At 68.4% G+C, this 26551-nt stretch carries 22 protein-coding genes and 2 pseudogenes; 6 read left to right on the plus strand and 18 right to left on the minus strand.

What is annotated here, in order from left to right:
• Window positions 1–36 precede the first annotated feature (36 nt).
• The 6 genes from ACYVBS_RS02060 to ACYVBS_RS02085 all read right to left on the minus strand — a co-directional run bounded on the left by ACYVBS_RS02060 (window position 37) and on the right by ACYVBS_RS02085 (window position 6740).
• Window positions 37–1077: an isoaspartyl peptidase/L-asparaginase family protein gene (locus ACYVBS_RS02060; protein WP_460821440.1), complete on the minus strand. Its 1041-nt coding sequence runs from the start codon at window positions 1075–1077 to the stop codon at window positions 37–39.
• A 100-nt stretch (window positions 1078–1177) separates the two neighbouring features.
• The gene (locus ACYVBS_RS02065) at window positions 1178–2410 is read right to left on the minus strand and encodes an ABC transporter permease (RefSeq protein WP_460821441.1); all 1233 of its coding nucleotides are present in this window, start codon (window positions 2408–2410) and stop codon (window positions 1178–1180) included.
• Window positions 2407–3114 carry an ABC transporter ATP-binding protein gene (locus tag ACYVBS_RS02070; protein ID WP_460821442.1) on the minus strand — a complete coding sequence of 236 codons (708 nt, stop codon included), beginning with the start codon at window positions 3112–3114 and terminating at the stop codon, window positions 2407–2409. The genes ACYVBS_RS02065 and ACYVBS_RS02070 overlap by 4 nt, the downstream gene beginning before the upstream one ends.
• Entirely contained in the window at window positions 3114–4637 is a 1524-nt protein-coding gene (locus ACYVBS_RS02075; RefSeq protein ID WP_460821444.1) for an efflux RND transporter periplasmic adaptor subunit, read from the minus strand. The genes ACYVBS_RS02070 and ACYVBS_RS02075 overlap by 1 nt, the downstream gene beginning before the upstream one ends.
• Window positions 4638–4730: 93 nt before the next feature.
• Complete coding sequence (locus ACYVBS_RS02080; RefSeq protein WP_460821445.1) at window positions 4731–6017, minus strand: sensor histidine kinase; 1287 nt, start codon at window positions 6015–6017, stop codon at window positions 4731–4733.
• 15 nt (window positions 6018–6032) lie between these two features.
• The gene (locus tag ACYVBS_RS02085) at window positions 6033–6740 is read right to left on the minus strand and encodes a response regulator transcription factor (protein ID WP_460821446.1); all 708 of its coding nucleotides are present in this window, start codon (window positions 6738–6740) and stop codon (window positions 6033–6035) included.
• Window positions 6741–6853: 113 nt separating this feature from the next.
• Between ACYVBS_RS02085 and ACYVBS_RS02090 the strand changes: the two genes are divergently transcribed.
• Window positions 6854–7201, plus strand: coding sequence for a DMT family protein (locus ACYVBS_RS02090; RefSeq protein WP_460821447.1), 348 nt, complete (start codon window positions 6854–6856; stop codon window positions 7199–7201).
• A 16-nt stretch (window positions 7202–7217) separates the two neighbouring features.
• On the opposite strand, the pseudogene mazG reads toward ACYVBS_RS02090, so the two are convergent.
• The 3 genes and pseudogenes from mazG to nudE all read right to left on the minus strand — a co-directional run.
• Window positions 7218–8024 (minus strand): annotated as a pseudogene (mazG, locus tag ACYVBS_RS02095) (nucleoside triphosphate pyrophosphohydrolase); the annotation flags it as partial.
• A 115-nt stretch (window positions 8025–8139) separates the two neighbouring features.
• Entirely contained in the window at window positions 8140–8973 is an 834-nt protein-coding gene (gene cysQ, locus ACYVBS_RS02100) for a 3'(2'),5'-bisphosphate nucleotidase CysQ (protein WP_460821449.1), read from the minus strand.
• Window positions 8970–9518 carry an ADP compounds hydrolase NudE gene (gene nudE / locus ACYVBS_RS02105; protein WP_460821450.1) on the minus strand — a complete coding sequence of 183 codons (549 nt, stop codon included), beginning with the start codon at window positions 9516–9518 and terminating at the stop codon, window positions 8970–8972. The genes cysQ and nudE overlap by 4 nt, the downstream gene beginning before the upstream one ends.
• A 74-nt stretch (window positions 9519–9592) precedes the next feature.
• On the opposite strand from nudE, the gene bioA reads away from it, so the two are divergent.
• A complete protein-coding gene (gene bioA, locus ACYVBS_RS02110) occupies window positions 9593–11062 on the plus strand; it encodes an adenosylmethionine--8-amino-7-oxononanoate transaminase (RefSeq protein ID WP_460821451.1) in 1470 nt (489 codons plus the stop codon).
• Entirely contained in the window at window positions 11053–11790 is a 738-nt protein-coding gene (locus ACYVBS_RS02115) for a 16S rRNA (uracil(1498)-N(3))-methyltransferase (protein WP_460821452.1), read from the plus strand. Before bioA ends, ACYVBS_RS02115 begins: the two co-directional genes overlap by 10 nt.
• Before the next feature lie 46 nt (window positions 11791–11836).
• Here the strand turns inward: ACYVBS_RS02115 and ACYVBS_RS02120 are convergent, their stop codons facing one another.
• The 3 genes from ACYVBS_RS02120 to ACYVBS_RS02130 form a co-directional block, all read right to left on the minus strand.
• Window positions 11837–12310, minus strand: a complete 474-nt coding sequence (locus tag ACYVBS_RS02120) for a chemotaxis protein CheW (RefSeq protein WP_460821615.1) — start codon at window positions 12308–12310, stop codon at window positions 11837–11839.
• A 99-nt stretch (window positions 12311–12409) separates the two neighbouring features.
• Window positions 12410–13921 carry a chemotaxis protein CheB gene (locus ACYVBS_RS02125; protein WP_460821453.1) on the minus strand — a complete coding sequence of 504 codons (1512 nt, stop codon included), beginning with the start codon at window positions 13919–13921 and terminating at the stop codon, window positions 12410–12412.
• Entirely contained in the window at window positions 13911–16346 is a 2436-nt protein-coding gene (locus tag ACYVBS_RS02130; protein ID WP_460821616.1) for a response regulator, read from the minus strand. Before ACYVBS_RS02130 ends, ACYVBS_RS02125 begins: the two co-directional genes overlap by 11 nt.
• Window positions 16347–16537: 191 nt before the next feature.
• Between ACYVBS_RS02130 and ACYVBS_RS02135 the strand changes: the two genes are divergently transcribed.
• Entirely contained in the window at window positions 16538–17203 is a 666-nt protein-coding gene (locus tag ACYVBS_RS02135; protein WP_460821617.1) for a pentapeptide repeat-containing protein, read from the plus strand.
• Between the two features lie 208 nt (window positions 17204–17411).
• Here the strand turns inward: ACYVBS_RS02135 and ACYVBS_RS02140 are convergent.
• The 5 genes and pseudogenes from ACYVBS_RS02140 to pilG form a co-directional block, all read right to left on the minus strand.
• Window positions 17412–20198, minus strand: a pseudogene (locus ACYVBS_RS02140) (Hpt domain-containing protein); the annotation flags it as partial.
• A gap of 48 nt (window positions 20199–20246) precedes the next feature.
• Window positions 20247–22268, minus strand: a complete 2022-nt coding sequence (locus tag ACYVBS_RS02145) for a methyl-accepting chemotaxis protein (protein WP_460821454.1) — start codon at window positions 22266–22268, stop codon at window positions 20247–20249.
• Between the two features lie 28 nt (window positions 22269–22296).
• Entirely contained in the window at window positions 22297–22845 is a 549-nt protein-coding gene (locus tag ACYVBS_RS02150) for a chemotaxis protein CheW (RefSeq protein ID WP_460821455.1), read from the minus strand.
• Window position 22846: 1 nt separating this feature from the next.
• Entirely contained in the window at window positions 22847–23212 is a 366-nt protein-coding gene (locus ACYVBS_RS02155) for a response regulator (RefSeq protein WP_460821456.1), read from the minus strand.
• Window positions 23213–23231: 19 nt separating this feature from the next.
• The gene (pilG, locus tag ACYVBS_RS02160) at window positions 23232–23630 is read right to left on the minus strand and encodes a twitching motility response regulator PilG (RefSeq protein WP_460821457.1); all 399 of its coding nucleotides are present in this window, start codon (window positions 23628–23630) and stop codon (window positions 23232–23234) included.
• A 181-nt stretch (window positions 23631–23811) separates the two neighbouring features.
• On the opposite strand from pilG, the gene gshB reads away from it, so the two are divergent.
• Complete coding sequence (gene gshB / locus ACYVBS_RS02165) at window positions 23812–24759, plus strand: glutathione synthase (protein WP_460821459.1); 948 nt, start codon at window positions 23812–23814, stop codon at window positions 24757–24759.
• A gap of 37 nt (window positions 24760–24796) precedes the next feature.
• Window positions 24797–25669, plus strand: coding sequence for an energy transducer TonB (locus ACYVBS_RS02170; protein ID WP_460821461.1), 873 nt, complete (start codon window positions 24797–24799; stop codon window positions 25667–25669).
• Window positions 25670–25795: 126 nt separating this feature from the next.
• Here the strand turns inward: ACYVBS_RS02170 and tsaB are convergent, their stop codons facing one another.
• Entirely contained in the window at window positions 25796–26494 is a 699-nt protein-coding gene (gene tsaB / locus ACYVBS_RS02175; RefSeq protein ID WP_460821462.1) for a tRNA (adenosine(37)-N6)-threonylcarbamoyltransferase complex dimerization subunit type 1 TsaB, read from the minus strand.
• Between the last annotated feature and the right edge of the window lie 57 nt (window positions 26495–26551).

The following is a 26551-nucleotide window of genomic DNA, read 5'->3' on the forward strand; positions in this document are numbered from 1 at the left end:
GACGCCCCCGGAGCCGGCTGGAACGACGGTGCGGGTTCAGTCCTCGTGGACCGCGGTGCCCCGGCTGCCGTCGGGGCGGATCCAGCCGCGGAACATGGAACCGCTGTTGAACGGCATGGCGATGTTGCCGTCGCGATCCAGCGCAATGGCGCCGCCGTCACCGCCCATGGCCGGGACGATGCGGTTGACCACTTCCTCGGCCGCGGCCTGCAGGCTGTCACCGCGGTAGGCCACGCGCACACAGATGTCGTGCGCCACCGCGGCACGGATGTAGTACTCGCCCCAGCCGGTACCGGACACGCCGCAGCGGTCATCCGCCCAAGTGCCGGCCCCGATGATCGGCGCGTCGCCGACACGGCCATAGCGCTTGTTGGTCATGCCGCCGGTGCTGGTCGCCGCGGCGATGTGGCCGTTCCGGTCCAGCGCGACCGCGCCCACGGTGCCGAAATACTTCGGCGCATCGTCCTCCAGCGGCCGGTAGGCCTGCGGATCCTGGCCCTTGCGCGCCTTCTCCGCCTCTTCGCGCTGCGCCTTCTCCAAGGCACGCCGACGGTGCTCCGTGTCGAACCACGTATTGGGCACGCGCTCGATCTCGGGGCGGGTGTCTGCAAACGCCTCGGCACCCGCGCCGGCCATCATCACGTGCGGGCTGTGCTCCATCACGGCGCGGGCCAGTTTGATGGGGCTGCGTACGGTGGTCACGCCGGCCACGGCCCCCGCGCGACGGGTGTGGCCTTCCATGATTGCGGCGTCCAGTTCGTGGCCACCAACCGCGTTGAAAACCGCGCCCTTGCCGGCATTGAAGCGCGGCGATTCCTCCAGGACGCGGACCGCGGCTTCCACCGCATCGAGGGCCGTGCCGCCGCTGGTCAACACCTTGTTGCCGGCGTCCAGCGCCTGGTTCAGGGTGGCGTGGATGTCCTTGAGGTCGGCCGCTGTGAGCGAACCCTTCGGCACAAAACCCGCGCCACCATGGATCACCAGGGCCGTCTTGGGCGGCGCTGCGGCGGGGGTGGGCTCGGCGGCTTGGGCGGTCACGGCGGCAAGGGTCAGGGCAAGGGTGATCAGCAGGCGCATGGGGTCGGCCCGAGGCGGAAACTGCCCCGACTTTACCCGGTTTCACGGCGCCGGGACTGGCACCGTCGCCCTTCTTCCACACTCCGGCTGTCCACCACCCTTATTGCTGGCGAAGCGCTTCGATCGGATCCAGCATCGACGCCTTGCGCGCCGGGTAATAGCCGAAGAACAGGCCCGTGGCGATGGAAAAACTTGCTGCCAAACCGATGACCTGCGCATTCAACGCAACCGGCAGTGACCCAAACTTGCCCACCATGAGCGCACCCCCGACACCGATGACGATGCCGAGCGCGCCGCCGATCAGCGAGATCAGCATCGCCTCGGCCAGGAACTGCGCGCGGATGTCACGCGGGCCCGCACCCACCGCCATGCGCAGGCCAATCTCGCGGATGCGCTCGGTGACCGACACCAGCATGATGTTCATGATGCCGATGCCACCCACGATCAGCGAGATCGTCGCCACCGCACCGAGCAGCAGCGACATCAGCCGCGTGGTCTGCGTGCGCGTGGCCACCACCTCGGCGATGTTGCGCACGCTGAAGTCGTCGTCCTCTCCGGGCTGGATGCGGTGGCGCTGGCGCAACAGCGCCTCGATCTCACCCTGGGCGTAGGTCACGTCCTCTGCGCGTTCGACACCGATCGCGATGTCGCGCACCGCACCGGCCGGCGCACCGCTGGCGCCCATCAGACGGCGGCGCGCGGTTTCCAGCGGTACCAGGATCACGTCATCCTGGTCCTGGCCGAATCCGCCCTGTCCCTTCGGTGCCAGTGTGCCTACAACGGTGAATGGCACGCGGCCCAGGCGAACGGTCTGGCCCAGTGCATCTTCGTCGCCGAACAGTTCGCGGCGCACGGTTTCGCCGATGATCACCGACTTGCCGCCGTTGTAGTCGCGCTGCTCAAAGCCGTCGCCAGCCGCCAGCGTCCAACTATTGATCGCGAAGTAGTCGGCCTGCACGCCCAGCCATTGCGTGGACCAGTTGCTCTCCGCGTACACCACCTGCGTACCGCCACGCAGCGACGCCGCCACGTACTGCACTTCGGGGATTTCCTCCCGGATTGCCTTGGCGTCCACCTCGCTCAGGGTGAAGCGGCTGCCCGCCGCCATGCGCGCACCACCACCGCCGAAGCCGCCGGCGCCGAACACGTCCAGCCGGTTGGAGCCCAGTCCCGACACGAGCTTGTCGATCTCACGTTGCGTGCCCTGCCCCACCGACACCATCACGATCACGGCGGCAATGCCGATGATCACGCCCAGTGACGTAAGTGCGCTGCGCATCCAGTTGCCGCGCAGCGCGTGGACGGCGGTGCGCACCACCTCCAACGGGTTCACAGCGAACCTCCTTCGCTGAGCACGCCATCGCGGATGACGAAAGTGCGGTTGGCGGCGGCGGCCACGTCGGGGTCATGGGTGATCAGCACGACGGTGTGGCCATCGGCCTGCAGTTGCTTGAACAGCCGCAGGATCTCGTCGCCGGTGTGCGTGTCCAACGCACCGGTCGGTTCGTCGGCGAGCAGGATCGGTGGCCGGTTGATCAGCGCACGCGCAATGGCCACGCGCTGCTGCTGGCCACCCGACAGTTCGCTGGGCCGATGGCCGGTGCGGCCGCCAAGGCCGACGGCCTCCAGCGCCGCCTGCGCGCGTTGCAGCCGCTCGGCGCGCGGCACGTTGGCGTAGCCCAGCGGCATAGCGACGTTTTCCAGCGCGCTGAGTCGCGGCAGCAGGTTGAAGCCCTGGAACACGAAGCCGATCTTGTCACGGCGCAGGGTGGCACGTGCCTCGGCGTCGAGCGTGGCCACGTCCACGCCATCGCACAGGTAGGTGCCGGCGCTGGGCGTATCCAGGCAGCCAATCAGGTTCATCAGCGTGGACTTTCCCGAACCCGATGGCCCGATAATGGCAACGAACTCGCCGCGGCGGATGGTCATGTCCGCATCGCTGAGCGCCACCACCTCGGCCTCGGTGCCCGGCGCGTACACCTTGCGCAGGTCGTGGGTGCGGATGACCACGTCATCGGCAGGCGTGGCAACGGCCATCACTTGGCCGACCGCCCACTGCCGGTGATCACGGTGTCGCCTTCGGCCACCTCGCCGGAAACCTCGGTGAAGCTGCCGTCGCTGGCACCCACGCGCACGGTCACCGGCTGCGGCTTGCCGTCGACCAGGCGGTACAGTGGCGCGCGGCGCGCGGAGACCAGCGCCAGCAATTCCGCATCCCACTGTGCCTGCTGTGCGGGTGTCAGCGTGGCCCGGAACGCGGCAAACTGCTGGCGGAAGCGCTCCTGCATGCGCTGGCGCATCTGCCCGCTGTTTCCGCCCGCGGAGCCACTGCCACCGCTCCCGCCCATGCGCATTCCGCCGCCGAACAGCGGGCTGCCACCGCCATTGGACTGCTGCGGCGCCGCCTGGCGCGCGGCCATGCGTTCGCGCATCTGCGCCAGCGCATCATCGAAGGCCTGTTGCTGCGAGGCATCCAGCTTGAGCGCCGTCGCCACGCGCGGCAAATCGTTGGCCAGGCTGCCACGACCACCGGGCGCCGGTGCCTGCGCCGCACCCGCGGCCTCGTCGTCAGCAGGCTTGAAGCGCAGCGCGGCGTTGGGCACGCGGAGCACGTCGTCGCGGCGGCTGACCTCGATCTCGGCGTTGGCCGTCATGCCCGGCAGCAGCGACTGGTCGGCGTTGTCCACCGCCACCACCACCGGGTAGGTGATCACGTTGCTGGTGTTGGTGGCCGACAGGCGCACCTGCTGGACCTTGCCGCGGAACTGGCGGTCGGGAAACGCGTCCACGGTGAAGCCCACGTCCAGGCCTGGCTTGACCTGACCAATGTCGGCCTCGTCGATGGCGAGCACGATCTCCATCTGCGACAGGTCCTCGGCGATCTGGAACAGCACCGGCGCCTGCAGGCTGGCCGCCACGGTCTGGCCCGGCTCGATCGAACGGGTCAGCACCACGCCATCCACCGGGGAGCGAATCACCGAACGCTCCACATTGAGGCGCGCGGTCTGGGTGGACGCCACCTGTTGGCGGATCTGCGCCTGCGCCTGCGCGACCTGTGCGCGGGCCTGGTCGAGCGTGGCGCGCGCCAGGTCCACATCGCCGCGCGAGACCAGTTGCTGCTGCCCCAGGCTAGCCTTGCGCCGATAATCCAGTTCAGCGTTGCGCAGTGCGGCCTGCACGGTGGCGAGCCCGGCCCGAGCGCTGTTGGCCGCGGCGTCGCCCTGCGCGATCTGCGCTTCGTAAGTGCTTGGGTCGATGCGCGCGATGACCTGGCCCTTGGTCACGCGGTCGTTGAAGTCGGCCAGCACGTCGGTCACCTGACCGGAGATCTGGCTGCCCACGTCCACGGTGGCGATCGCGGCCAGCGTCCCCGTGGCCGAGATCGCCACGCGGATGTCGCCCTTTTCCACCTTGGCGGTGCGCCATGCGGCAGCATCCTGCGTATCGCGGCCGCGCCAGACGAACACGGCCGCGACAACCACGGCGAGCACCACCAGGACGATCAGCCCACGTTGGAGCCAAGGGGACTTCAGGGAACGGGACGACGGGTGCTGGGCCACGAAAAATCCGGAATCGACGGTAGTTGACTGCGGGAACGCGCCGAAGGGTGGCGCGTTGACATGACCCGGCAGATTAACGTCATTCGGGCGCGATCATGCCCCTGGCCGGGTCAGGAAAATGGTGGCGGTGGTGCCCTCGCCGGGTTCGCTGGTCAGGGACACGGGCCAGCCCATCCGCTCCCCCAGCCGGCTCACGATGGACAGGCCCATGCCCTTGCCCTGCCCCGCCTGCAGATTGGCCTTGTAGAACGGGTTGAAGACCTTGGCCAGTTCGTCAGGCGTCATCCCGATCCCGGTGTCGATGACGTCGATGCGATCGGGCCCGATCACCACGCGGATCGTGCCGGCGCCGGTGAATTGCACCGCGTTGCCCAACAGGTTACGCAGCATAAGGGCCAGTACGCTGGCGGGCGCATGCAGCCGCGGGCCGCCTAGGTCATCGACGGTCAGCGTGACCGGCCCACCGGACACCAGGGGCCGGAGCAGGTTGACCTCGTCCGCCACGACGTCCGCCACGTCGAAGTCCTCGCTCTGGGCTTCGATTTCCGTCTCGCGCGCCAGCAGCATGAACGCATCGATGGCCGCCTCCATGTCACGCCCCGCGGCCTGGACGCGCGTGAGCGAGCGGCGCAAGGGTGCATCCAGGTCGTCGCGCGCCAGCACCATGTCGGTGGACAGGCGCACCACCGTCAGCGGTGTGCGCAACTCATGGCTGGCATCACGGGTGAAGTCGCGTTCCCGGCGGACAAACTCGTGCACCCGGCGATTCATGTCGATCAAGGCGCGCGACAGCCGGCGCACTTCCACGCCCGAGTCAGGGGGCAGCTTGGCCACGTCGCCGACGAAGGCTTCCGAATCGGTTGGGTCCCAGGTCTTGACGCGCGCGGCCAGCCAGGCCACCGGGACCACCAACCGCTTCGAGATGCGGTAGGTGAGCCAGGACATCAGCCACATCGTCACCAGCGCGAGCAGCAACGCCGGCAGGGCGACCAGCACGATCGCGCGTTTGAAATACAGCGAGCTGGAAGTCAGGTATAGCGTGCCTTCCGGCCGGCGCTCCACCCGCGCCGCGCCGCCCGGGATGGCGTGAACGCCTGCACTCAACGCCAGCAGATCGCCGGGCACGGCCTCGGTCGGCGCGCCCCCGGTCGGCACGAAGTAGCCGCGCAGCGTTGTGGCATACGGGAGTCGCGCGGCCGTGGGATTCTCGGCATGCGCCAACCAGAAACGCTGCGCTTCCACCGTCAGCCGCTGCTGCTGGAGGCGCTGGGTACCCCAGGTCGCGGCCAGCATGATGCCGGCCGCCAGCACGACGCTGCCCAGCAGCGCCTGTGCGATGAAGGTCCGCTTGATCCGGCGCGGCAGCCCCTGTGACGTCACCTGCCTCTCCGGTCGTCAGGCCGGCTGGGACACGTCCGCGACGCGATACCCGGCCGACTGCACGGTGTGCAGCAAGGGGTTGTCGAACGGTTTGTCGATGGTCTTGCGGAGGTTGTAGAGGTGGCTGCGCAGCGTGTCCGAGTCCGGCAGGCTGTTGCCCCAGATCTCGCGTTCGATCTCCTGCCGGCTGACCACCCGCGGCGACTCGCGCATCAGGATGGACAGCAGCTTCAGGCCGATCGGCGAGAGCTGCAGTTCCAGGCCACCGCGCGTCACCCGCAACGAGGTGGGGTCGAGTACCAGGTCACCGACCTTCAGCACCTCGCCGCCCACCTGGCGGCGCTCGCGGCGGATCAGGGCACGCAGGCGCGCCTCCAGCTCCTGCACGGCAAAGGGCTTGGTCAGGTAGTCGTCGGCACCGGCCGAGAGGCCGGTGAGCTTCTCTTCGAGCGTATCGCGCGATGTAAGCATCAGCACCGGTGTCGATTTGCGCGCTTCCTCACGCAGTCGCTTGCACACTTCCACGCCGTCCAGGCGGGGCAGCATCAGGTCCAGGACGATCACGTCGTAGCTGTTTTCCGCCGCCAGTCGGTAGCCGTCCAGGCCGTCCTGCGCGTAATCGACCTCAAAGCCGCGCCCCTCCAGGTACTCGCCGACCATCTCGGAAATGTTGCGGTTGTCCTCGACGATCAGCACCAGACCGCCGTCCTTCATGTTCTGCATGGATGAGCCCCAGTTCTTCAGTTTTGTGAAGGGTGCCGAGCCGCGTGTTGAGGGGATGTGAAGCCGTGCCGGCCGGAACTGACCGCTGGTTAAACTGGCGCACCGTCCCATCGATGCCTCCCATGCTCGAACGATTCCTTCCGGTCCTGCTGCTCATCGGGTCCAACGTCTTCATGACGTTCGCCTGGTACGGGCACCTGCGCTACAAGTCGTCCCCGCTGATGCTGGCCATCCTCGCCAGCTGGGGCATCGCCTTGTTCGAATACTGCCTGATGGTGCCGGCCAACCGCCTGGGTTCGATGATGTACTCGGCCCCGCAGCTCAAGGGCATGCAGGAGGTGATTACCCTGCTGGTGTTCGCCGGGTTCTCGTCGTGGTACCTGGAGCAGCCGCTGAAGTGGAACCACTGGGCCGGGTTCGGCCTGATCGTGGTCGCGGCCTGGCTGATCTTCCTGGAGTGAGTCGCCGCCGCGGCTACTCGTCGCGCTTGACGCGCTCCCAGTAAGCGTCCTGCTGGTCCAGCGACAAACTGGCCAGGCCACCGCACTCGGCCGCCGCCAACGCCTCCATCGCGCGGAAGCGGCGCTCGAACTTGAGGTTGGCGCGGCGCAGGGCGGCCCCGACGTCGACCTTGCCATGACGCGCGACGTTGGCCGCCACGAACAGCAGGTCACCCACTTCTTCCTCCAGGCGGTCGCGGGCATCGGGCTCGCCTGCAGCGACCGCCGCGAATTCGGCACGGACCTCGTCGATTTCCTCGTGCAACTTGGCCAGCACCGGGTCAATCCCGGGCCAGTCGAAACCGACCGTGGCCGCCCGCTTCTGCAGTTTCGCCGCACGCTGCCACTCGGGCAGGCCTCGAGCAATGCCGGCCAGGGCCGAGTCATCGCGATCGCCGCGTGCGGCGCGTTCCTGGCGCTTCTGCGCTTCCCACGCCGCCGTCTGCGCGTCGGCATCCTCCACGCTGGCACCTGCGAACACATGCGGATGGCGGCGGACCATCTTGTCGCTGATTGCCGCCACCACGCCGGCAAAGTCAAACGCGCCCTGTTCCTCGGCCATGCGTGCGTGGAACACCACCTGCAGCAGCAGGTCACCCAGCTCGTCGCGCAGGTCGGCGAGGTCGTTGCGGTCGATGGCGTCCGCCACTTCGTACGCTTCTTCGACCGTGTAGGGCGCGATGCTGGCGAAGGTCTGTTTCACGTCCCACGGGCAGCCACCCACGGGATCACGCAGGCGCGCCATGATGGCCAGCAGCCCCTCGATTCCGGACGGCAGGCCGATGGCTGCGGCAGCATCGGCAGGCGGCGACCCGGGCGCAGGCACTCCAACGGGGCCTTGGAGGACGGCCACGGATGCGGCGGCGTTCGAATCGCGCGCAGGCGCAACGGGATCGCGGTCAGCCATCCAGCCACTCCCGCCAAGGCAACCCGGTGTCGCCGATGGCGATGAAATCGCCGTTGAGCAGGGTATCGCGCTGGTTGTAGCGGAACGGGCGTCCCTGCGGGTCAAGCACCGCTCCGCCTGCGCCTTCCAGCACGCATTGGGCGGCGGCCGTGTCCCACTCGCTGGTGGGGCCGAAGCGCGGGTAGAGGTCCAGGCTGCCCTCGGCCACGCGGCAGAATTTCAACGAAGAGCCCAGCCCGATGGGCTCGACCGCGCCGCTGACGCTGGCCGCCATGCGCGTCATGAAGGCCTCCGTGCGCGCGTCGCGGTGTGAACGGCTGGCCGCCACGCGCAGCGGCGCCAATGCCGGGGCCCGCACGCGTAGGGCGGTGTCGCGGTCGCCATCGCGGCGGAACGCGCCCATCGCCGCGCTGCCGTGCCACAGGTCGCCTGTCACTGGCGCCTGCACCACGCCGAATACCGCCTCACCGTCGTCCACCAGCGCGATGTTCACCGTGAACTCGCCATTGCGCTTGATGAACTCGCGCGTGCCGTCCAACGGATCCACCACCCACAAACGCGTCCAGCCACGACGCAGCGCGGTCGGCACTTCATGCGCCGATTCCTCGGACAGCACGGGAATGTCCGGGGTCAGTGCCTGCAGGCCCGCGAGGATGCAGCGGTGCGCGGCCAGGTCGGCCGCGGTCAGCGGCGAGCGGTCATCCTTGTGCTGGATGGCGAATTCGCTGTCATACACGCCGAGGATGGCGACCGCCGCGTCGCGCGCGATGGCGATGACGCCCTCACGCAGTTCGGCCGGTATCTCACGGGAGAAAACGCTTGTCATGCGTGATGCCTCAGCCACTCGCGGGCGATGAACAGCGCCGCGATGCTGCGGCCTTCGGAAAAGTCTTCGCGCAGGATCAGCTCGTGCAACCGGTCGAGCTTCCACGGCACCTGCTCGAGCTCCTCCGGCTCGTCGCCCGGCAGGCGCTCGGGATACAGGTCGCGGGCCAGTACCAGATGCGCCTCGTGGCTCATGTAGGTCGGTGCCAGCGTCAGCGTTCGCAGGTGCACGAGCGAGCGGGCGCCGAAGCCGACTTCCTCCTTCAGCTCGCGGTTGGCGGCCTGCTCAGGGGCCTCGCCTTCGTCGATGCGCCCCTTGACCAGGCCAAGCTCGTAGCGGTGCATGCCTGCGGCGTATTCGCGCACCAGCAGGACGGTCTCATCGTCGAGCATGGGCACCACGACCACCGCGCCGTGACCCCGGCCGTGCAGGCGCTGGAACTGCCGCCGCTCGCCGTTGCTGAACTCCAGGTCCATGCGTTCCAGCCGGTAGGGGCCGGCATCGACTTCGGTGATCCCGTGGATGGTGGGCAGGCGGCGGCTCATGGGAAGCGCCCGACGTGCGCAGTCCAGTCCGTCGCGACGCGGCGCGCCGCGGCAACAAGGCCGATAATGTGCGGATGAGCGAGACCAATCACGATGCGCAGATGCTAGCAGACCCGGCCCGCGCGGCTGCGCTGGAGGAGGACGCCGCGCGCTGGCGCGAACGGGACCTGGCCGTGCTGTGGCACCCGTGCACGCAGATGCGCGAGCATCCGGGTACCCTGCCCCTGCTGCCCATTGCGCGCGGCGAGGGGGCCTGGCTCGTGGGGCGCGACGGGCGCCGCTACCTGGATGCCATTTCCAGCTGGTGGACCAACCTGTTCGGTCATGCGGAACCCCGCTTGGCCGCCGCCATCGCGACGCAGGCGCAGACGTTGGAGCACGTGATCCTGGCCGGCATCTCGCACGCCCCCGCGGTCACGCTGGCCGAGCGGCTGTTGGGCATTGCGCCACGGCAACCCGGTCGTGCGCCGCTGGCCAAGGTGTTCTACGCCGACAATGGTTCGGCCGGGGTGGAGGTGGCGCTGAAGATGGCGTTCCACTGGTTCCGCAATCGCGGCGACGAACGCCGCACGCGGTTCATTGCGCTGGAAAACGGCTACCACGGCGAAACCATCGGCGCGTTGTCGGTCGGTGACATCCCACTGTACCGCCGCGTGTACGCGCCGCTGCTGATGGAGGCGCTGTTCGCGCCTTCGCCCGACGCCTACCAGTGCGGGCCCGGTGAATCGCCCGCCGACCGCGCACGCCGCGCCGCCGACGCCCTGCGCGCGCTGCTGGAGCGGCACGCCGGTGAGGTGTGCGCGCTGATCCTGGAGCCACGACTGCAATGCGCCGGCGGCATGCGCATGCACGACCCGCTGTACCTCACCCTGGCGCGGGGGCTGTGCGATGAGTTCGGCGTGTTTCTGATCGCCGACGAGATCGCCACCGGGTTCGGTCGCACCGGCTCGATGTTTGCCTGCGAGCAGGCGCCCGCCGCCGATGCCGGTGGAGTCGCGGGCATCCAGCCCGATTTCCTGTGCCTGTCCAAGGGCCTGACCGGGGGCGCACTGCCCTTGGCGGCAGTCCTGACCACGGATGCGGTGTACGAAGGCTTTCTCGACGAGTCGCGCGAGCGCGCCTTCCTGCATTCGCATAGCTACACCGGCAATCCGCTTGCCTGTGCGGCGGCATTGGCCTCGCTGGACATCTTCGCGCAGGACGACGTTTTCGCCCGCAACCGCCAGACCGCGGCGGCGATGGCGCGGCATGCCGCCGCGTTCGTCGACCATCCGCATGTCGCCGACGTGCGCCAGGCGGGCATGGTCGTTGCGTTCGAGCTTTCCCGCGGTGGCAACCGCGCCACGCCCTTCGCGCCGGGCGCACGCGTGGGTTTGCATGCGTACCGCACCGCGCTGGACCATGGCGTGCTGCTGCGCCCGCTGGGGGACGTCCTGTACTGGATGCCGCCCTACTGCATTGACGAAGAGGCGCTGGCGCACCTGGCCACCACCACCCGCACGGCCATCGACCGTGCCATCGAGGATTCCCGCGCATGCGCCTGACCCGAGTCCACGTCGACCTGCCGCTGGCCGAGGGCCGGGAAATCGACCTGCCCGAAGGACCTGCCGGTCATCTTGGCCGCGTGCTGCGCCTGGGCGTGGGCGATGCGTGCGTGCTGTTCAACGGCGACGGGCATGACTACGACGCACGCGTCGTGGCCGCCGGCAAGCGCGACATGCGGGTGGCCATCGATGCCGCCCGACCGGTGGCGCGTGAGTCCCCCTTGTCGATCACGCTGCTGCAGGGCATTGCCCGCGGCGAAAAGATGGACCTGATCCTGCAGAAAGCGACCGAACTGGGAGTCAGCGCGATCCGCCCCCTGCATTCGCAGCGCAGCGAGGTGAAGCTGGACGAAGCGCGCGGGGCCAAGCGCCTTGCCCATTGGCAGTCGGTGGTGACGTCTGCGTGCGAGCAGAGCGGGCGGGCCGTCGTCCCCCTCGTGTCGGCGCCGGAACCGCTGCAAGCGGTGATCCACGGCCTGCCCGAAGGCGGAACGCGCCTGATCCTCGATCCCATGGCAACCGAAACCTTTGCCACGCTCTCGCAGGCCGAGGGATCGCCGGTGGTGCTGGCGGTCGGCCCCGAGGGCGGCTGGTCGCCCCAGGACCGGGAGCAACTGCTGGCCGGGGGCTTCTACGGGGTACGCCTGGGGCCGCGCATCCTGCGTACGGAAACCGCGGGGCTGGCGGCGATGGCCGCCCTGCAGAGCCGGTTCGGCGATCTGGGCTGACGTCGGATTGCCGCCATCCCCTGCGGGAGGAGCGGACGGCCGGGGCTCAGGCCGCCGTCGCCAGGGCCTGATTGATCAGGTGCTCGATGCCTTCCAGATCCGGGACCAGCGCGGCATCTTCGTTCAGGTGCACGCGTGCCTGGACCCCTGACGGCAGGCCGTCCTGGTCGGCGTCGGCGGACAGCGCCGATGGCGCCACCGTCACCAGGCGTGGGAAGCCCTGGGTCAACAGCGCGAAGTACGGGGCGCGCGGGTTGCCGCCCATGGCCTTGAGCACGACCACCTTGGCGCCCAACTCGGCGTTTTCACGGGCGATGCCGGCCATATCGGCAAAGGCCACCAGCGGCAACTGCCAGCCACGCCAGCGCATGCGGCCCAGCAACCATTCCGGCGCGCCGTCCACCGGTTCGGGCTGTGCGTAGGACAACACCTCGGCGATGGTGGCGTTGGGCAGCAGCAAGCGGCCGCCGGCGGTCTGGATCAGCACGCCACGGATGTCATTCTGCGGAGAAGTCGGCACTTGGCTCATGTCAGGCTCCGTCACGCACGGTCTGCGCCGTGCGGAGGGGATGGCGGGCACCGGAGGCCCGTCGGAATTCGTGGTTGGGCGTACGCATGCTCAGCGACCCGGCTGCCAGTGGGCCGACAGGCGTGCGCCCATTTCGCCCGGTTTGGCGGCGACTCCGCCGCGCGCCACCAGTTCGGTTGGCGCTGCGGCGTCGTAGCAGCCGTCGGCGCTCTGGCCGATGACCAGGCCGCCGCCCAAGCCAAAACTGAGCGCCGCATCGACGCACGCGGGATCGCTGCCGCTGAGCAACAGCACTGCGCTGTCCGCGGCAGGCAACGCAGCAAGGATGTCAGTGCCGCCTTCGCTGAAGACCAGTCCAGTGCCGGTATCGTGGACGCCGACGGCCTCGGGCAGGATGTAGATCGTTGCCTGCGCCACGGCCTGGCCGGGCTCGGCCAAGCGGACGGGCAGCGGGGTGGCGCGCTGCATCTGCGCGACCAGGCGGTCGTACCGCGCGCCGTCAAGGCGCTGCTGCACCAGCACCGGGCGGTCAAAGTCCGGCGGCAGGCTTCCCAGCAACTGGCGTACCGCGTCCGGGCCACCGATGCCGGCAAGCACCAGCACCGCGCCGTTTCGCTTCTCGGGGACACGCGCCGGGGCGTCGTCGACCAGGCTCATCGTCGCGATGCGCAACTCCAGCGATGCCAGATCGTTCTTGAATTGTTCTTCCTGGGACAGCGGCTCGGCATTGTCGCCGGTTGCGGCCCCCTGCTCGTCCCAAGCGCCGCTCAAGGCAGGCACGTCGGCGCTGTCGCTGGTTTCCGCCATGACCGGGTCGAAGGGATTGAACGCCACCGGCGCAAGGGAGGGCGGTTCCGCCACGACCTCGATGTCTGCCGGGGGTGCTGCTTCGATCGATGCCTCCGCCGATTCCAACGGAGGCAGCACGAGATCGTCCATGCTGAGTTCGGGCAGCCGGACGTCGGAGGCCTCGGCCACTGCTGCTGCCTCCGGCCCGGGATCCAACGTCCACGCCAGCGATCCCGCCAAGGAGACTGGTGCCGCGACGGCGGGAAACTCGAGTTCGATCTCGGGTGCGATCGCGGCGACGGCCGGCGCTTCCTCGCCGGGCGCTTCCATGGTGAGCGCGTCCTCGCTGGGCGCTTCCATCGTGAGCGCGTCGGGCGTGGCGACTGGCAACGTACTTGCCTCGACCGGCGGCGGCGCGAACTCTTGCGCCGGAACGGTCCCTGCCCCGGCGCCGGCCCCGCCCGCGGGCGGCAGGACGTTGCCGTGCCCCTGGAGCTTGGCCAGCAGGTGGCGCTGCCAGCGCGCCGCGTCCCAGCCTTCACGCGAGACGACCAGCGCCGCCTCTTCGAAGATCACGTCGACCGACGGAGCATCGAGCGCGGCCTCAAGGCGTTCCAGCGCGTCTTCGGTGGGCGGATCCAACGCAACCAGCAGCGTATCGGGCCGCGCGTCCAGAACCATCGCCGCCTCGACCTGGGTGGGGTCCGCCTTCAGCACGATGTCCACGCCTGCGCCGGACAGCACCTCGACCAGGCGCGCTTCGGCGGCGCCCGGGCGTGCGAGCAGGGCGACGCGCTTGGCGTTACTGGCCATGGTGGGCGGTTTCCCCCAGTAGTTCAAAGACGTTGCGCAGCAGCTCAGGCTCCTGGTACGGCTTGCCGAGGTAACGGTTGACGCCAATTTCGAACGCACGCTCGCGGTGCTTCTCGCCGGTACGCGAGGTGATCATGATGATCGGCACGTCACACAGGCGCGGGTCGGCCTTCATCGCCGTGGCCAGTTCATAGCCATCCATGCGCGGCATCTCGATGTCGAGCAGCATCAGGTCGGGCACGACTTCCGCCATGCGCTCCAACGCGTCCAGGCCGTCCTTCGCGGTCGCGACCTCGAGGTTGTTGCGCTCGAGCACGCGGCCGGTGACCTTGCGCATGGTGACCGAGTCGTCGACCACCATGACCAGCGGCACGCGCCGATGCTCGACACTGACGGGTGCGGGCAGGACGTCGCGCGGCATCACCGACTGGCGACGCACCAGCGGCGCCACGTCGAGGATCACCACGACACTGCCGTCACCCATGACGGTGGCGCCGAAGATGCCCGGGATGGACGCGACCTGCGGCCCCACCGGTTTCACCACGATTTCTCGGTTGCCCACGATCTGGTCGACCGTGACCGCCGCACGCAGTTCACCGGAGCGCACCAGCAACAGCGGCATCTGGAGGTGGCCTTCGGCCTTGGCCGCGGCATGCCCGACCAGATGGCCGAGGTCGTGGATGGCGTAGTCCTCGCCGCCGTAGCGGTAGTTCAGGTCGTCACCCACGAGCTGCTCGCGTGCCACGCGACCGACACCGCGGACCGATGCAATCGGCACCGCAAAGGTGGTTTCGCCGATCTTGACGAACACCGCCTGCGTGACTGCCAGCGTCTGCGGCAAACGCAGGGTGAAATTGACGCCCTGGCCGGGGCTGGAGTGGATGTCGAGCGTGCCACCCAGCTGGCGGACTTCGCTGGCAACCACGTCCATGCCGACACCGCGGCCCGCGAGGCGGCTGACCTCGGTGGCGGTGGAGAAGCCTGGCTCCAGGATCAACTGGTCGAGATCGGTATCCGCCAGGACCGCATCGCTGCGAACCAGGCCACGTTCCTCGCCGCGCTGCCGGATGGCCGCACGGTCCAGACCGCGACCGTCGTCGGACACCTCGATCACGACTTCCGAACCTTCGCGACGCAGCGCGATGCGGATCGTGCCCTCTTCGGTCTTGCCGGCCTTGCGGCGCTCGTCCGGCGCTTCCAGGCCATGCGCGACCGAGTTGCGGAGCATGTGCTCCAGCGGCGCAGTCATGCGTTCCAGCACGTTGCGGTCGAGTTCGCCCTGGGTGCCTTCGAGCTTGAGCTGGACCTGTTTGCCCAGTTCGCCGGAGGCCTGGCGGACCACGCGGCGCAGACGCGGCAGCAGGCCGTCGAACGGCACCATGCGGGTGCGCATCAGGCCTTCCTGCAACTCCGAGCTGACGCGCGACTGCTGCAGCAGCAGGGTTTCGTACTGGCGCGTCAGGTCATCCAGCGTCACCTGCAAGCTGGTCTGGTCGGCAGCCGACTCGGCCAGCGCACGCGAGAGCTGCTGCAGCGTGGAGAAGCGGTCCAGCTCCAGCGGGTCGAACGTGGCGTCGGCGGTGTCCTCGCGCTGGTAACGCGCGACGATCTGGGCCTCGGTCTCGATCTCCAGGCGGCGCAACTGGTCGCGGACGCGCAGGTTGGTCTGTTCCATTTCCGCGATGGCGCCGCGGAATGCACCCAACTGCTGCTCCAGGCGGGCGCGGTAGATCGCGACTTCACCGGCGTAGTTGACCAGTCGGTCGAGCAGGTCGGCACGGATGCGCACCTGCTCCTGCGGCGCGCGCACGCCGATATCCTCGTCGTCCAGTGCGACCGTATCGCTGATCGGCGCCGACAACGGCTTGAGGGCAGCCACCAGCGACTGCGGCGCTTCCAGCACCTCGGGCTGTCGCGGAATGGTTGGTTCCGCCGCCACCGCAGAGGGGGTCGCCTTGGGCACCGGAGCGAAGGACGGCTGTTCGCCGCGCGCCCGGGATTCGAACTCGGCAATCAGCGCGGCGGGCATGGCAATCGCGCGGCGTTCGCCGACGCGGGTGATCATGGTGTGCAGGCGGTCGAAACCGCGCTCCAACAGCGGCACGCCGTCGCGGCCCAGTTCACGGCGGTTCTCGACGACCGCCTCGAGCAGCGACTCCATGACGTGGCCAAGCTCGCCCACGGCCATGATGCCGGCCATGCGCGCGCCACCCTTGAGGGTGTGCAGGTCGCGCTGGAGGCCGACCAGCGCATCGCGGTCGTTCGGCTCCTCGCGCAACTGCGCCAGCAGGGCGTCGGAATGGTCGAGCAGGTCCACGCCCTCTTCAACGAAAATGTCGACGAGCTCCGGGTCCAGATCGGTGAGGTCAAGCGCCTCGTCCGGGTCCTGCGCTTCGACCACTGCGGCCGCCAAGAGGGCGGCCACGGCCGGCTCAGGCGACGCCTCGACGGTGGCAGTGTCTTCCGTTACCGCCTCCGCTGGGGCTTCGGCTGCCTCGTCGGCCTCCGGCTCCGGCTCCGGCTCGCCCAGCGCGACAGGCGCCTCGGCGGCGGCGTGGGCAAGTTGCGCGGCTTCCGCCTTCTGGCGCTCCTCTTCGGCGTAATGCGCCTCGAGTCGTGCGTATTCGGCTTCTTCTTCTGCAGCGATGCGTTCGGCTTCGAGGCGCTCGGATTCGAGACGTTCGGCCTCGAGACGTTCGGTCTCAAGACGCTCAGCTTCGAGACGCTCAGCCTCGAGACGCTCAGCTTCAAGACGTTCGGTTTCGAGACGCTCGACTTCGAGTCCCTGGGCTTCGAAGCGTTCCGCCTCAAGACGCTCCGCTTCGAGGCGTTCGGCTTCGAGACGCTCGGCCTCCAGACGGTCAGCCTCGAAACGCTCTGCTTCGAGCCGTTCGGCTTCGAGACGTTCGGCTTCGAGACGTTCGGCTTCGAGACGTTCGGCTTCGAGACGCTCAGCCTCAAGACGCTCAGCTTCGAGACGCTCGGCTTCGAGACGCTCGGACTCGAGACGTTCGGCCTCAAGACGTTCGGCCTCAAGACGCTCAGCTTCGAGGCGTTCGGCTTCGAGACGTTCGGCCTCAAGACGCTCAGCTTCGAGGCGTTCGGCGTCGAGACGTTCGGCCTCAAGACGCTCAGCTTCGAAGCGTTCGGCTTCGAGACGTTCGGCTTCGAGACGTTCGGCCTCGAGACGCTCGGCCTCGGCGCCTTCGGCGTCGAGCGGTTCGACTTCGAGACGCGCGAACTCCTGCGGTTCAACGTCCGAGACCGATTCTTCGCCGATGAAGGCCGACAGGTCCAGCGGACCCACGGGCACCTCACCTTCAAATGCGGCTTCAGCCAGGCTTTCTTCCGGCTCCTCGAACCCGAAGGGACGAGTGGCTTCCGGGAGCGTATCGCGCAGCGCCGCCACGCGGTCGGCCAGCCCCTCAAACAGGGGAACGCGTGGCGATTCGACCTGCAGCAGCGCCATCGTGCACTCGATCGCCTCGGCCACGTCCGCCATCACCGCCACGCCTTCCTCGGTGGGGGCAAGGCGCGCCGCCAGCAGGCGTTTCACATACGCTTCGGCAGGCGACGTGATGCCGGTGATCACCGGCACTTCGGTCATTGCGAATGCGCCGTTCAACGTGTGAATCGCGCGCTGCAATGCGTCGTCGGCCATGTTGCGTTCGGGAACCTGCGCGTCCAGCCAGCGACGGATGGTGGCCAGGTGGCCACCCACCTCGATGCCGAGGATCTCCAGCAGCACCGCGTCGACCGACGCCGGCACGCTGGGTTCCATTTCGGCCGCAGGCACGGACTCTTCGAGCGGTAGCGACTCTTCGACCGGCGGCACCACTTCGGCCGCCTCTTCCATGAGCGCTTCCGCCACCGCCTCGGGCTCGACGGCCGCTGGCGTTTCCGGAGCCGCAATCTGGGTCGGCGCCGGACGCTCGACATACATCGATTCGTCGCCCGCGGCGAGGCGATCGGCATGCGCTTCCATACCCGCCAGGTCCGCCGTGATCGCGCCCTGGCCGGCCAGCGCCGCATACAACTGCGGCAGCACGGCATGCGTGCGAACGACCAGATCGATCACCGGCGAGGTCGCCGGCCGCGTGCCGTCCAGCACGCGATTGAGCATGTTCTCGATCTTCCAGCTGAACTCGCCCAAGGTCTTGGCGCCGACCAGTCGGCCGCTGCCCTTGAGGGTGTGGAAGACGCGGCGGATCGGACGCAGGAGTTCGGCATTGTCCGGCGCGGACTGCCATGCGGGCAGCAGCGAGTCGAGGTTGGTGATCTCCTCGCTCAGTTCCTCGAGGAAGACCTCGCGGATGTCATCATCGATGTCATCGCTGTGCTCGAATCCGCCCGCCGGGGCGGATACCGGCACCGGCGAGGGTGTGACGGCCGCGACCGGCGCGGCCTCCACCCGGACTTCGGGCGGCGGCGCCAGCGCCGGTGCCGGCTCGACCGGCTCGATCGCATGAAGCGCCACCGGTTCGATGACCGGCTCCGGCAAACCGACTTCGGCAACCGGGGCTGCCTCGGCCACCGTCTCTGCGGGCACCGGCCAATAGCCCAGCGTTTCCAGGCTCAGGCGGGCAATGTCGAGGATACGGTCGCGATGCGGCCGCTGCTCGCGCAGCGCCTCCAGGTAGTACTCGACGCTGGCCAAGGCATCGGCCAGCGTGTCGAGCTGCTGGCCGTTGGGCACGCGTCGCCGGCCGAGCAATTCGGTCTCGGTGTAGGCCCGGATCGCCCGCAGGAACTCCGCGGGCTGATCGAGATCGAGCATGCGCAGCGCCCCGCCCACTTCCTCCAGCAGGCGCGGCACTTCCACCAGTTCGGCGTGGTCCCAGTTGGTCTCGACAAACGCGACGAAGGCCTGGCGGGCGTCGCCAAAATTGGCGATTGCCTCGCGCACGACCACTTCCAGCACGCGGCGGGCCTCATTGGCCAACAGGTCCTCGTCACTGCGGTCATCAGGCAGGCCGAGGCGGCTGACCTGCTCGTCCAGCGAGGCATCCACGTACAGCAGCGCGCCTGCAACATCCAGCAGCGCGGTCTCGTCGGCCGTTCGCTGGCCGGACACGATTTCGTGCATCGCGTCGCGCTGTTGTTGCACGACGCCACGCGCCACGCCCAGCCCCATGAGGCCCAGGGTGTCGCTGACGCGACCGAGCGCCTCGACCTGGGGCCGGAGCTCGCTGATGTCGGTCTTGCCGGTACGCAAATGCAGGTCAAGGGCATCCTTGACCCGCATCAGGTCTTCCTTGATCGCTGCCGACACGGTGTCCAGCAGGGCGCGATTGCGACCGCTGAGGCTGCCACGGGCGTGCTCGATCTCGGTTTCCGTCGGCAGCTGCGCGTTCAGGTCGAACGTGCGGCGCAGATCGTCCAGGGCCGGGTGCGCCGCGCCGTGATGGGCGACGTGGTAAAGCAACTGGCGCGTGGGTTCGGCGGCGGCATCTTCGCGCGGCGCGCCGAAACCATCACCCTCCAACATCGTGCGCGCTTCGCGCTCGACGCCGGCGAAGGCCTGGCGCAACGCCACGGTGGGCTGCAGCGCACCGTCACGCAGCGCCTGCGCCACGGACAATGCCACCCAGAGCATGCGGCGCAAGGGCTCGATCACCACATCGGTCAGCAGGCCTTCGACGGCTGCGGCGAGCTGGGCGGAATCGGCAGGCGCGTCCTCCTCCGGCCAGCGCGCCAATGCGTCACGCAGGGCGCCCAACTGAGGCTTGGCGGCCTGTGGCGACCCGGTCGCTGCGGTAGGGGCCGGCACGTTTTCCGGCAACGGGCGATCCAGGTCCGGCGAGAACAGCACGCTTTCGTTCAACCCCGGCTCGCCGCGGGTTGCGCGCAGCTCATTGAGCAGCGGCAGCAGCACGATCGGGATGTCGCGATGGCCACCCTGCAGGCGCTCCAGGTAATCCGGCAACTGCACCGCGCCGCGCATTAGCACGGCACAGGCCTCGTCGCGGTCGGCCACGTCGCCGCGCATCAGCGCGAGCGACAGGCGTTCCATCTCCTCGGCGACCATGGCCGGGGCATACAACTCCACCATGCGCAGCGTGCCGTGCACCTGGTGCAGGTGGGCCGCGCATTCCTTCATCCGGCTGGCGTCACCCGGCGACTCGGCGAAGGCCTCGATGGCCTCGCGCGCGTGTCGCATGGTTTCGTCCAGCTCCGGCTTGATCCAACCCAGCGTGGTGGTGTCGATCGCGTCACGCATCACGGTCATCGCACCCCCAACGTGCGGCCGGGGCCGCGCCACAGGGGGCGGCGGCATTCCTGGCTAATCATCCTCGGCCTCGACATGTACTGCTGCCCTTCTTCGTCAGGCCGGCAGCTTGAAGTCGGCGACCGAGCGGCGGAGGTCGGCGGCGAGCTGTGCCAGGTTGCCAATCGACTGCGCCGTCTGGCTCGCACCCTGCGAGGTCTGCGCGGTAATCGACTGGATGGTGTTCATCGTCGCGGTGATGTTCGATGCCGCGCTGGACTGCTGCTGCGCCGCGCTCGAGATGCCCTGAATCAGGCCCGACAGGTCGGACGACACCTTTTCGATCTCGCCCAGCGCGGTACCCGCGTCCTCGGCCAGTCGTGCACCGGCGACCACTTCAGAGGTCGTCTGCTCCATCGAGGACACCGCTTCGTTGGTATCGCTCTGAATGGTCTGCACCAGCGTTTCGATTCGCTTGGTCGCGTTGGACGCGCGTTCTGCGAGTCGCTGCACTTCGTCGGCCACCACCGCGAACCCGCGGCCCGCCTCACCGGCCGAGGCCGCCTGAATTGCTGCGTTCAGCGCCAGGATGTTGGTCTGTTCCGAGATGTCGTTGATCAGTTCCACGATCGAGCCGATTTCCTGCGACGACTCACCCAGTCGCTTGATTCGCTTCGAGGTTTCCTGGATCTGGTCGCGGATGCTGTCCATGCCGGCGATCGTCTGGCGCACCACGCCCGCGCCCTTGGTCGCGATCTGCACCGAGCGCTGCGCCACTTCCGCCGATTCGGAGGAGTTGCGCGACACCTGGTTGATGCTCGCCGCGATCTCGTTGATGCGGTCGGAGGCCGAGCTGATCTCCTGCGCCTGGTGCTCCGCGGCCTCGGCCAGGTGCATGGCGGTGGCCTGTGTTTCCTGTGCGCTGGACGCCACCTGCACCGAGGTGTCGGTAATGGTCTGCACCAGGCTGCGCAGCTGCTCCACGGCGAAGTTGATCGAGTCCGCGATCGCGCCGGTCATGTCCTCGGTCACGGTCGCCTTCACGGTCAGGTCGCCCTCTGCGAGCGAACCCATTTCGTCCAGCAGGCGCATGATCGCCTCCTGGTTGCGGTCGTTCAGTTCCTTGGTGGTTTCGTAACGTTGCTTCTGCGCGGCGTTCAACGACCACAGCAAGCCGGCGATAGCGAGCAGGGCCACGAGACCCGACAGGATCGAGACCCAGATGTTGCCGAGAATGCTGGTGTCCTTCAGCGAGCCGAAGGCCGTGAAGGCATCGAACAGGTTGCGGCTGTCGTTGAGCAGCTTGCCCGAACCCGCCGTCAGCGCGGCCGCAGAGGACTGCGCGGCGAACAGGTTGCTGGAGTTGCCGAGGATCGCGTCGACGTCCGTCTTCATCTTCTTCCAGCGGGCCTCGGCGCGCGCGAGGGCCGCCAATGCGCCACCGTTGGAAAGCGCCGTCACGCCCGCCGCCTGGTCACCCCGACGCAGACCGGTAAGCACGTTGTCGAACACGGTGGCGTTGCGGCGCAGCGCATCACCCGCGCGGGCCGCGCCCGTGCCACCGGCGCGGATTTCGGTGATGCTTCCGGCCATCGCCGAGGACAACACCACCTGGCGCAGGGCCAGGTACACCTGGGACGACGGCGAGCCACTGGCCGACATCGCGCGGACCAGTTCGTCAAGTTCGGCCTGCAGCGACGACACTTCGCTGGCGAAGCTGGTCGCGTTGCCGGCCAGGCCCAACAGCGCCTTTTCCGACGCGATCACCTGGTCGGCGCTCTTACCCAGCGGCGTCCACGTATCGGTCACGTTCTTGATCGGCCCCGACACACCTGCGGTGGAGCCGAAGTTGGCGTTCAGGCGCTGGACGTCTTCGTCGATCTTCGCCTTCGTACCCTTGAACTCGGAAAACGCCGCGGCGTCACCGGAGACGGCTTCGCGGCCCTGGTTGGCGAGCTGTTGCGACAGCACCTGCAGGTTTGATGCGGCCGAACTGGCGCCACCCAGGCGGGCGGCCTTCCAGGTCGCGTAACCGGTGTTCGCACCGAAGACCAGCAGCGAGATGCCCAGCACGGTCAACCAGGTGTTGACGCCCAGGCTGCGGGCCTTGCCGGCGACGGTGTTCATGTTAGTGCTCATCGTTCAACCTCGAAGTGTCGCGGTGCGGTCAAGCCGCGGCTTGTCTGAATTCGGGCGTGCGGGCCAGCCGGTCCAGGCTGAAGACGCCCCATGCGTGTTGGTCCAGGCGGTAGCTGCGGTCGACGAAATGGCCGTACCGCCCCTCCGCCAGTTGCCCGGCGACGGCATCGTCCTCGGGCAGCAACTGCTCCTCGTTGAAGCTGCGCTGGCCGAACAGTTCGTCGATGAGCACGGCCACGTCGCCGCCGGTCTGGCGCACCAGCAGGATGCGCTGGCTCTCGTGCAGCACGGTGCGCTCGCCTTCGAGGAACTGCTTGAGGTCGACGACGGGCAGCAGGCTGCCGCGCACGTTGGCGACGCCCAGCATCCACGGCTGGGCGCCCGGCACGGGCGTGACCGGTGGCATGGGCAGGATTTCGCGCACCTCGTCAAAACCCGAGGCCAGGCGGCGAGACCCTATCCGGAAGCCGACGCCGCGCCACAGGCCCGGCGCATCCAACTGCTCCGGAAGGCCAACTACGTGGACGAGGCTGCGCTGCTCGTAGTCCGCCAGGATGTCAAAAGGTACGCGCCCCATCTCACCCCCCCAGCAGGGCGTTGATCCGGGCCACCAGTTCGTCCTCGCGCGGCGGTTTGACGATGTAGTCCTTGGCTCCCTGCCGCAGTCCCCAGGCCTTGTCCGTCTCCATGCCCTTGGTGCTGACGATCAGCACGGGAATGGAGCGGGTGTCGGCGTCCCGCGACAGGGCGCGGGTGGCCTGGAAGCCGTTCATGCCCGGCAGGACCACGTCCATGAGGACCAGGTCCGGCTTTTCGCGACGGCAGACTTCGATGCCGTCTTCGGCGCTGCCGGACGAGAGCACGTCGTGCCCGTTCCGCTCCAGCAACTGGGTAAGGACCGCCGTATCGGTCGGCGAGTCCTCGATGAGAAGAATACGTGCCATTGGATGCCTTACCCCCCGGTCAGGCGTTGACGTGCGTGCGGATCGCGCCAAGGAGTTCCTCGCGCGTGAATGGCTTGGTCAGGTACTGCTCGGAGCCGACGATGCGACCACGGGCCTTGTCGAAAAGCCCATCCTTGGACGACAGCATGATGACCGGCGTCGACTTGAACAGCTGGTTGTTCTTGATCAGCGCACAGGTCTGGTAGCCATCCAGTCGCGGCATCATGATGTCCACGAAGATGATCTGCGGCTGCTGGTCGGCGATCTTGGCCAGCGCCTCGAACCCGTCGGTGGCGGTGACGACTTCGCAACCTTCGCGCTTGAGCAAAGTCTCGGCGGTACGCCGGATGGTCTTGGAGTCATCGATGACCATGACCCTCAGCCCCTCAAGGGTGCCGCTGCGCGCCTCGTCTTGCATTCTCTTTCCCCAAACGTGGGCACCGTTATGCGTCGGCACCTCACCAAGGCTCCTTTATTCCCTGCCGGGCGCGCAGTGTCAAGCACGCTTCCCCTGAGGTTTGACTGAATGCCGGAAACGGACACAGTCGCCGCCACCCCGCCTGCTAACATCGACGCCACCACCCCCGCACGCGCTGCCCATGCCGCTGGATATCGTCGTAGTGATGGATCCGATCGGATCCATCAAGATCGTCAAGGACTCCACCTTCGCCATGCTGCTGGAAGGCCAGCGGCGTGGTCATCGCCTCCACTACGTCATCCCCGGGGGCCTGTTCCTGCGTGACGGCGTGGCGCATGCGCACACCGCGGCCCTGACCGTACGGGACGACCCGGGAAACTGGTTCGAACTGGGACAGCCGTCACACCTTGAGCTGGGCCCGGGGCACGTGGTGCTGATGCGCAAGGACCCGCCGGTCGATGCGTCCTATCTGCATGACACGCAGATCCTGGGGCTGGCCCAGCGCGCCGGGGCCCTGGTGGTGAACGACCCGCAGGGCCTGCGCGACATGAACGAGAAGTTGACCGCGCTGGAATTTCCGCAGTGCTGTCCGCCCACCCTGGTCAGCCGCGATGCCGCCGCGATCAAGGCCTTCATTGCCGAGCACGGCGATGCCGTGCTCAAGACCCTCGATGGCATGGGCGGGCGGTCGATCTTCCGCGCCCGCGCGGGCGACCCCAATACCAACGTGATCCTGGAGACGCTGACCGAAGGCGGACGCCACCTGGCCATGGCCCAGCGCTACATCCCGGAAATCACCGCCGGTGACAAGCGCATCCTGCTGGTGGACGGCGTGCCGGTGGACTACTGCCTGGCCCGCATTCCGCAGGGCGACGAATTCCGCGGCAACCTGGCCGCCGGTGGCCGCGGCGAAGGGCGTCCGTTGACCGAACGCGACCGCTGGATCGCGGCGCAGGTCGGTCCGGAAATGAAGCGTCGAGGGATGCTGTTCGTGGGGCTGGACGTGATCGGCGATTACCTGACCGAGGTTAACGTCACCAGCCCGACCTGCATTCGCGAACTGGACGCCCAGTTTGGCCTGAACATTGCCGGACAGCTGTTCGACGCCATCGAGTCGCGTCTGGCATGAGCTGGGCCGGGCCGGCGCCGGAGCGACGGGGGCAGGCATGGCGGCCGTGATGCCCACGCCGGGTATTGGCGAGAACCAGCGGCTGGGCGCCACCATGACGCTGTCCCTGCTGGTGCACGGGCTGGTGGTACTGGGGTTTGGGTTCGCGCTGGAAAGCGCGGCCCCTGTGGTGCCTACGCTGGACGTGATCCTGACCCAGACCACGTCCGCGTTGACGTCGCAGCAGGCGGACTTCCTGGCCCAGGCCAGCCACCAGGGCGGCGGCGAACACGACAAGGCCAGCCGTCCACGCGACGATCAGACCGGCCCCATCGCGCAGGTGCAGCCAGGCGTGGCGCCGCGCCAGCTGCGCGCACAGGCGCCCAGCCCCCAGCCAGCCCCCCGGGAACGGGTGGTGAGCAGCAATGCCGGCGAGTCCACGGTGGCGACCGCACGCGCCACACCGTCGCCCAGTGAGATTCCGCTGCCGAGGGGCCAGGAGAAGATCGAGCGCGACATGGCCATGGCCCGGTTGGCCGCGGAAATTCACCTGCGTTCGGAACGCTATGCCAAGCGGCCCAAGCGCAAGTTCGTGTCGGCCAGCACGCAGGAATACGCCTGGGCCGGCTACCTGGTGGACTGGGTGAAGCGGGTGGAACGGGTGGGCAACCTCAATTATCCGGACGAGGCACGGCGCCGGCGCCTGTCAGGCCAGGTGGTGATCAGCGTGGCGATCCGCCGCAACGGCACGGTGGAGCGGGCCGAGATCGTGCAGAGCAGCGGCGTGCCCCTGCTGGATGCCTCCGCCCTGCGCATTGCACGGTTGGCGGAGCCATACCCACCCCTGCCCAAGACCGACGAAGACCCGGACATCCTGCACGTCACCCGCACCTGGCTGTTCCTGCCGGCGGGCGAACTGGTGGACGACTGAGCCGCCGCACGGGCGAGACTGGGCCGTGACCTCAGCGATGGGCTGACGGCCCGGACACCGGACAAGCTTTGGAAAGACGGAGCCCTTGGCAGCCCAGCCCCTTGGACGGCTCAACCCTTGGACAGCTCAGCCCTTAGACGCTCTCAGCGCCTGCTGTTCGGCGATGGTGAGCGCGACGTTGTTGCGCAGGTAGGCGGGCTCCACCCGCTCCGGGGCGACGGCTTCGCCGCGGGCGCACGCCAGCACGGCGAGCCGGGCCACGTCGCCCGCCCGGGGCAGGGCCTCCGGGTCCACGGTGGCCAGGCGGCCGCCCAGCCGTTGGCGCAGCGCGCCGTCCACCGCGGAAAAGCCGGTGCCCACGCCGTGCCAATCCGCGGCGTCACCATCCAGGACAAACGCCGAGGGGTCGCCCACGGCCTCCACCGAGCACGCCACCAACTCGCCGTCACGGCGCTCGAAGGCCGCCGTGTACACCTCACCCATTCGCGCGTCGATCGCGGCCAACACGCGGGGCCCGGACGCCTGGAGTGCCAGGGCGGCCAAGGTGGAAACCGGCACCAGCGGGCGATCGAGCGCGAGCGCCACGCCCTGCGCCAGCGCGATGGCCAAGCGCACGCCCGTGAAAGCCCCCGGGCCACGGCCCAGAGCCACGGCATCGAGTTGGCTGCGGGCCAACCCCGCATCGGCCAGCAACTCGCCCGCCCACGGCAGCGCCAGTTCCGCATGCCGCCGGGGCGCAACGGCGAACCGTTCGCGCACCTCGCCGTCCACCCACAACGCCACCGAGCAGGCCTCGGTGGCAAGTTCGAAGGCGAGCAGCTTCATGCAGCGGGCGCGGCGTTGGGCCGCGGGGCGAAGGGGCAATGGCAAGGGCCGGTCATG

Source organism: Lysobacter olei (assembly GCF_054777355.1).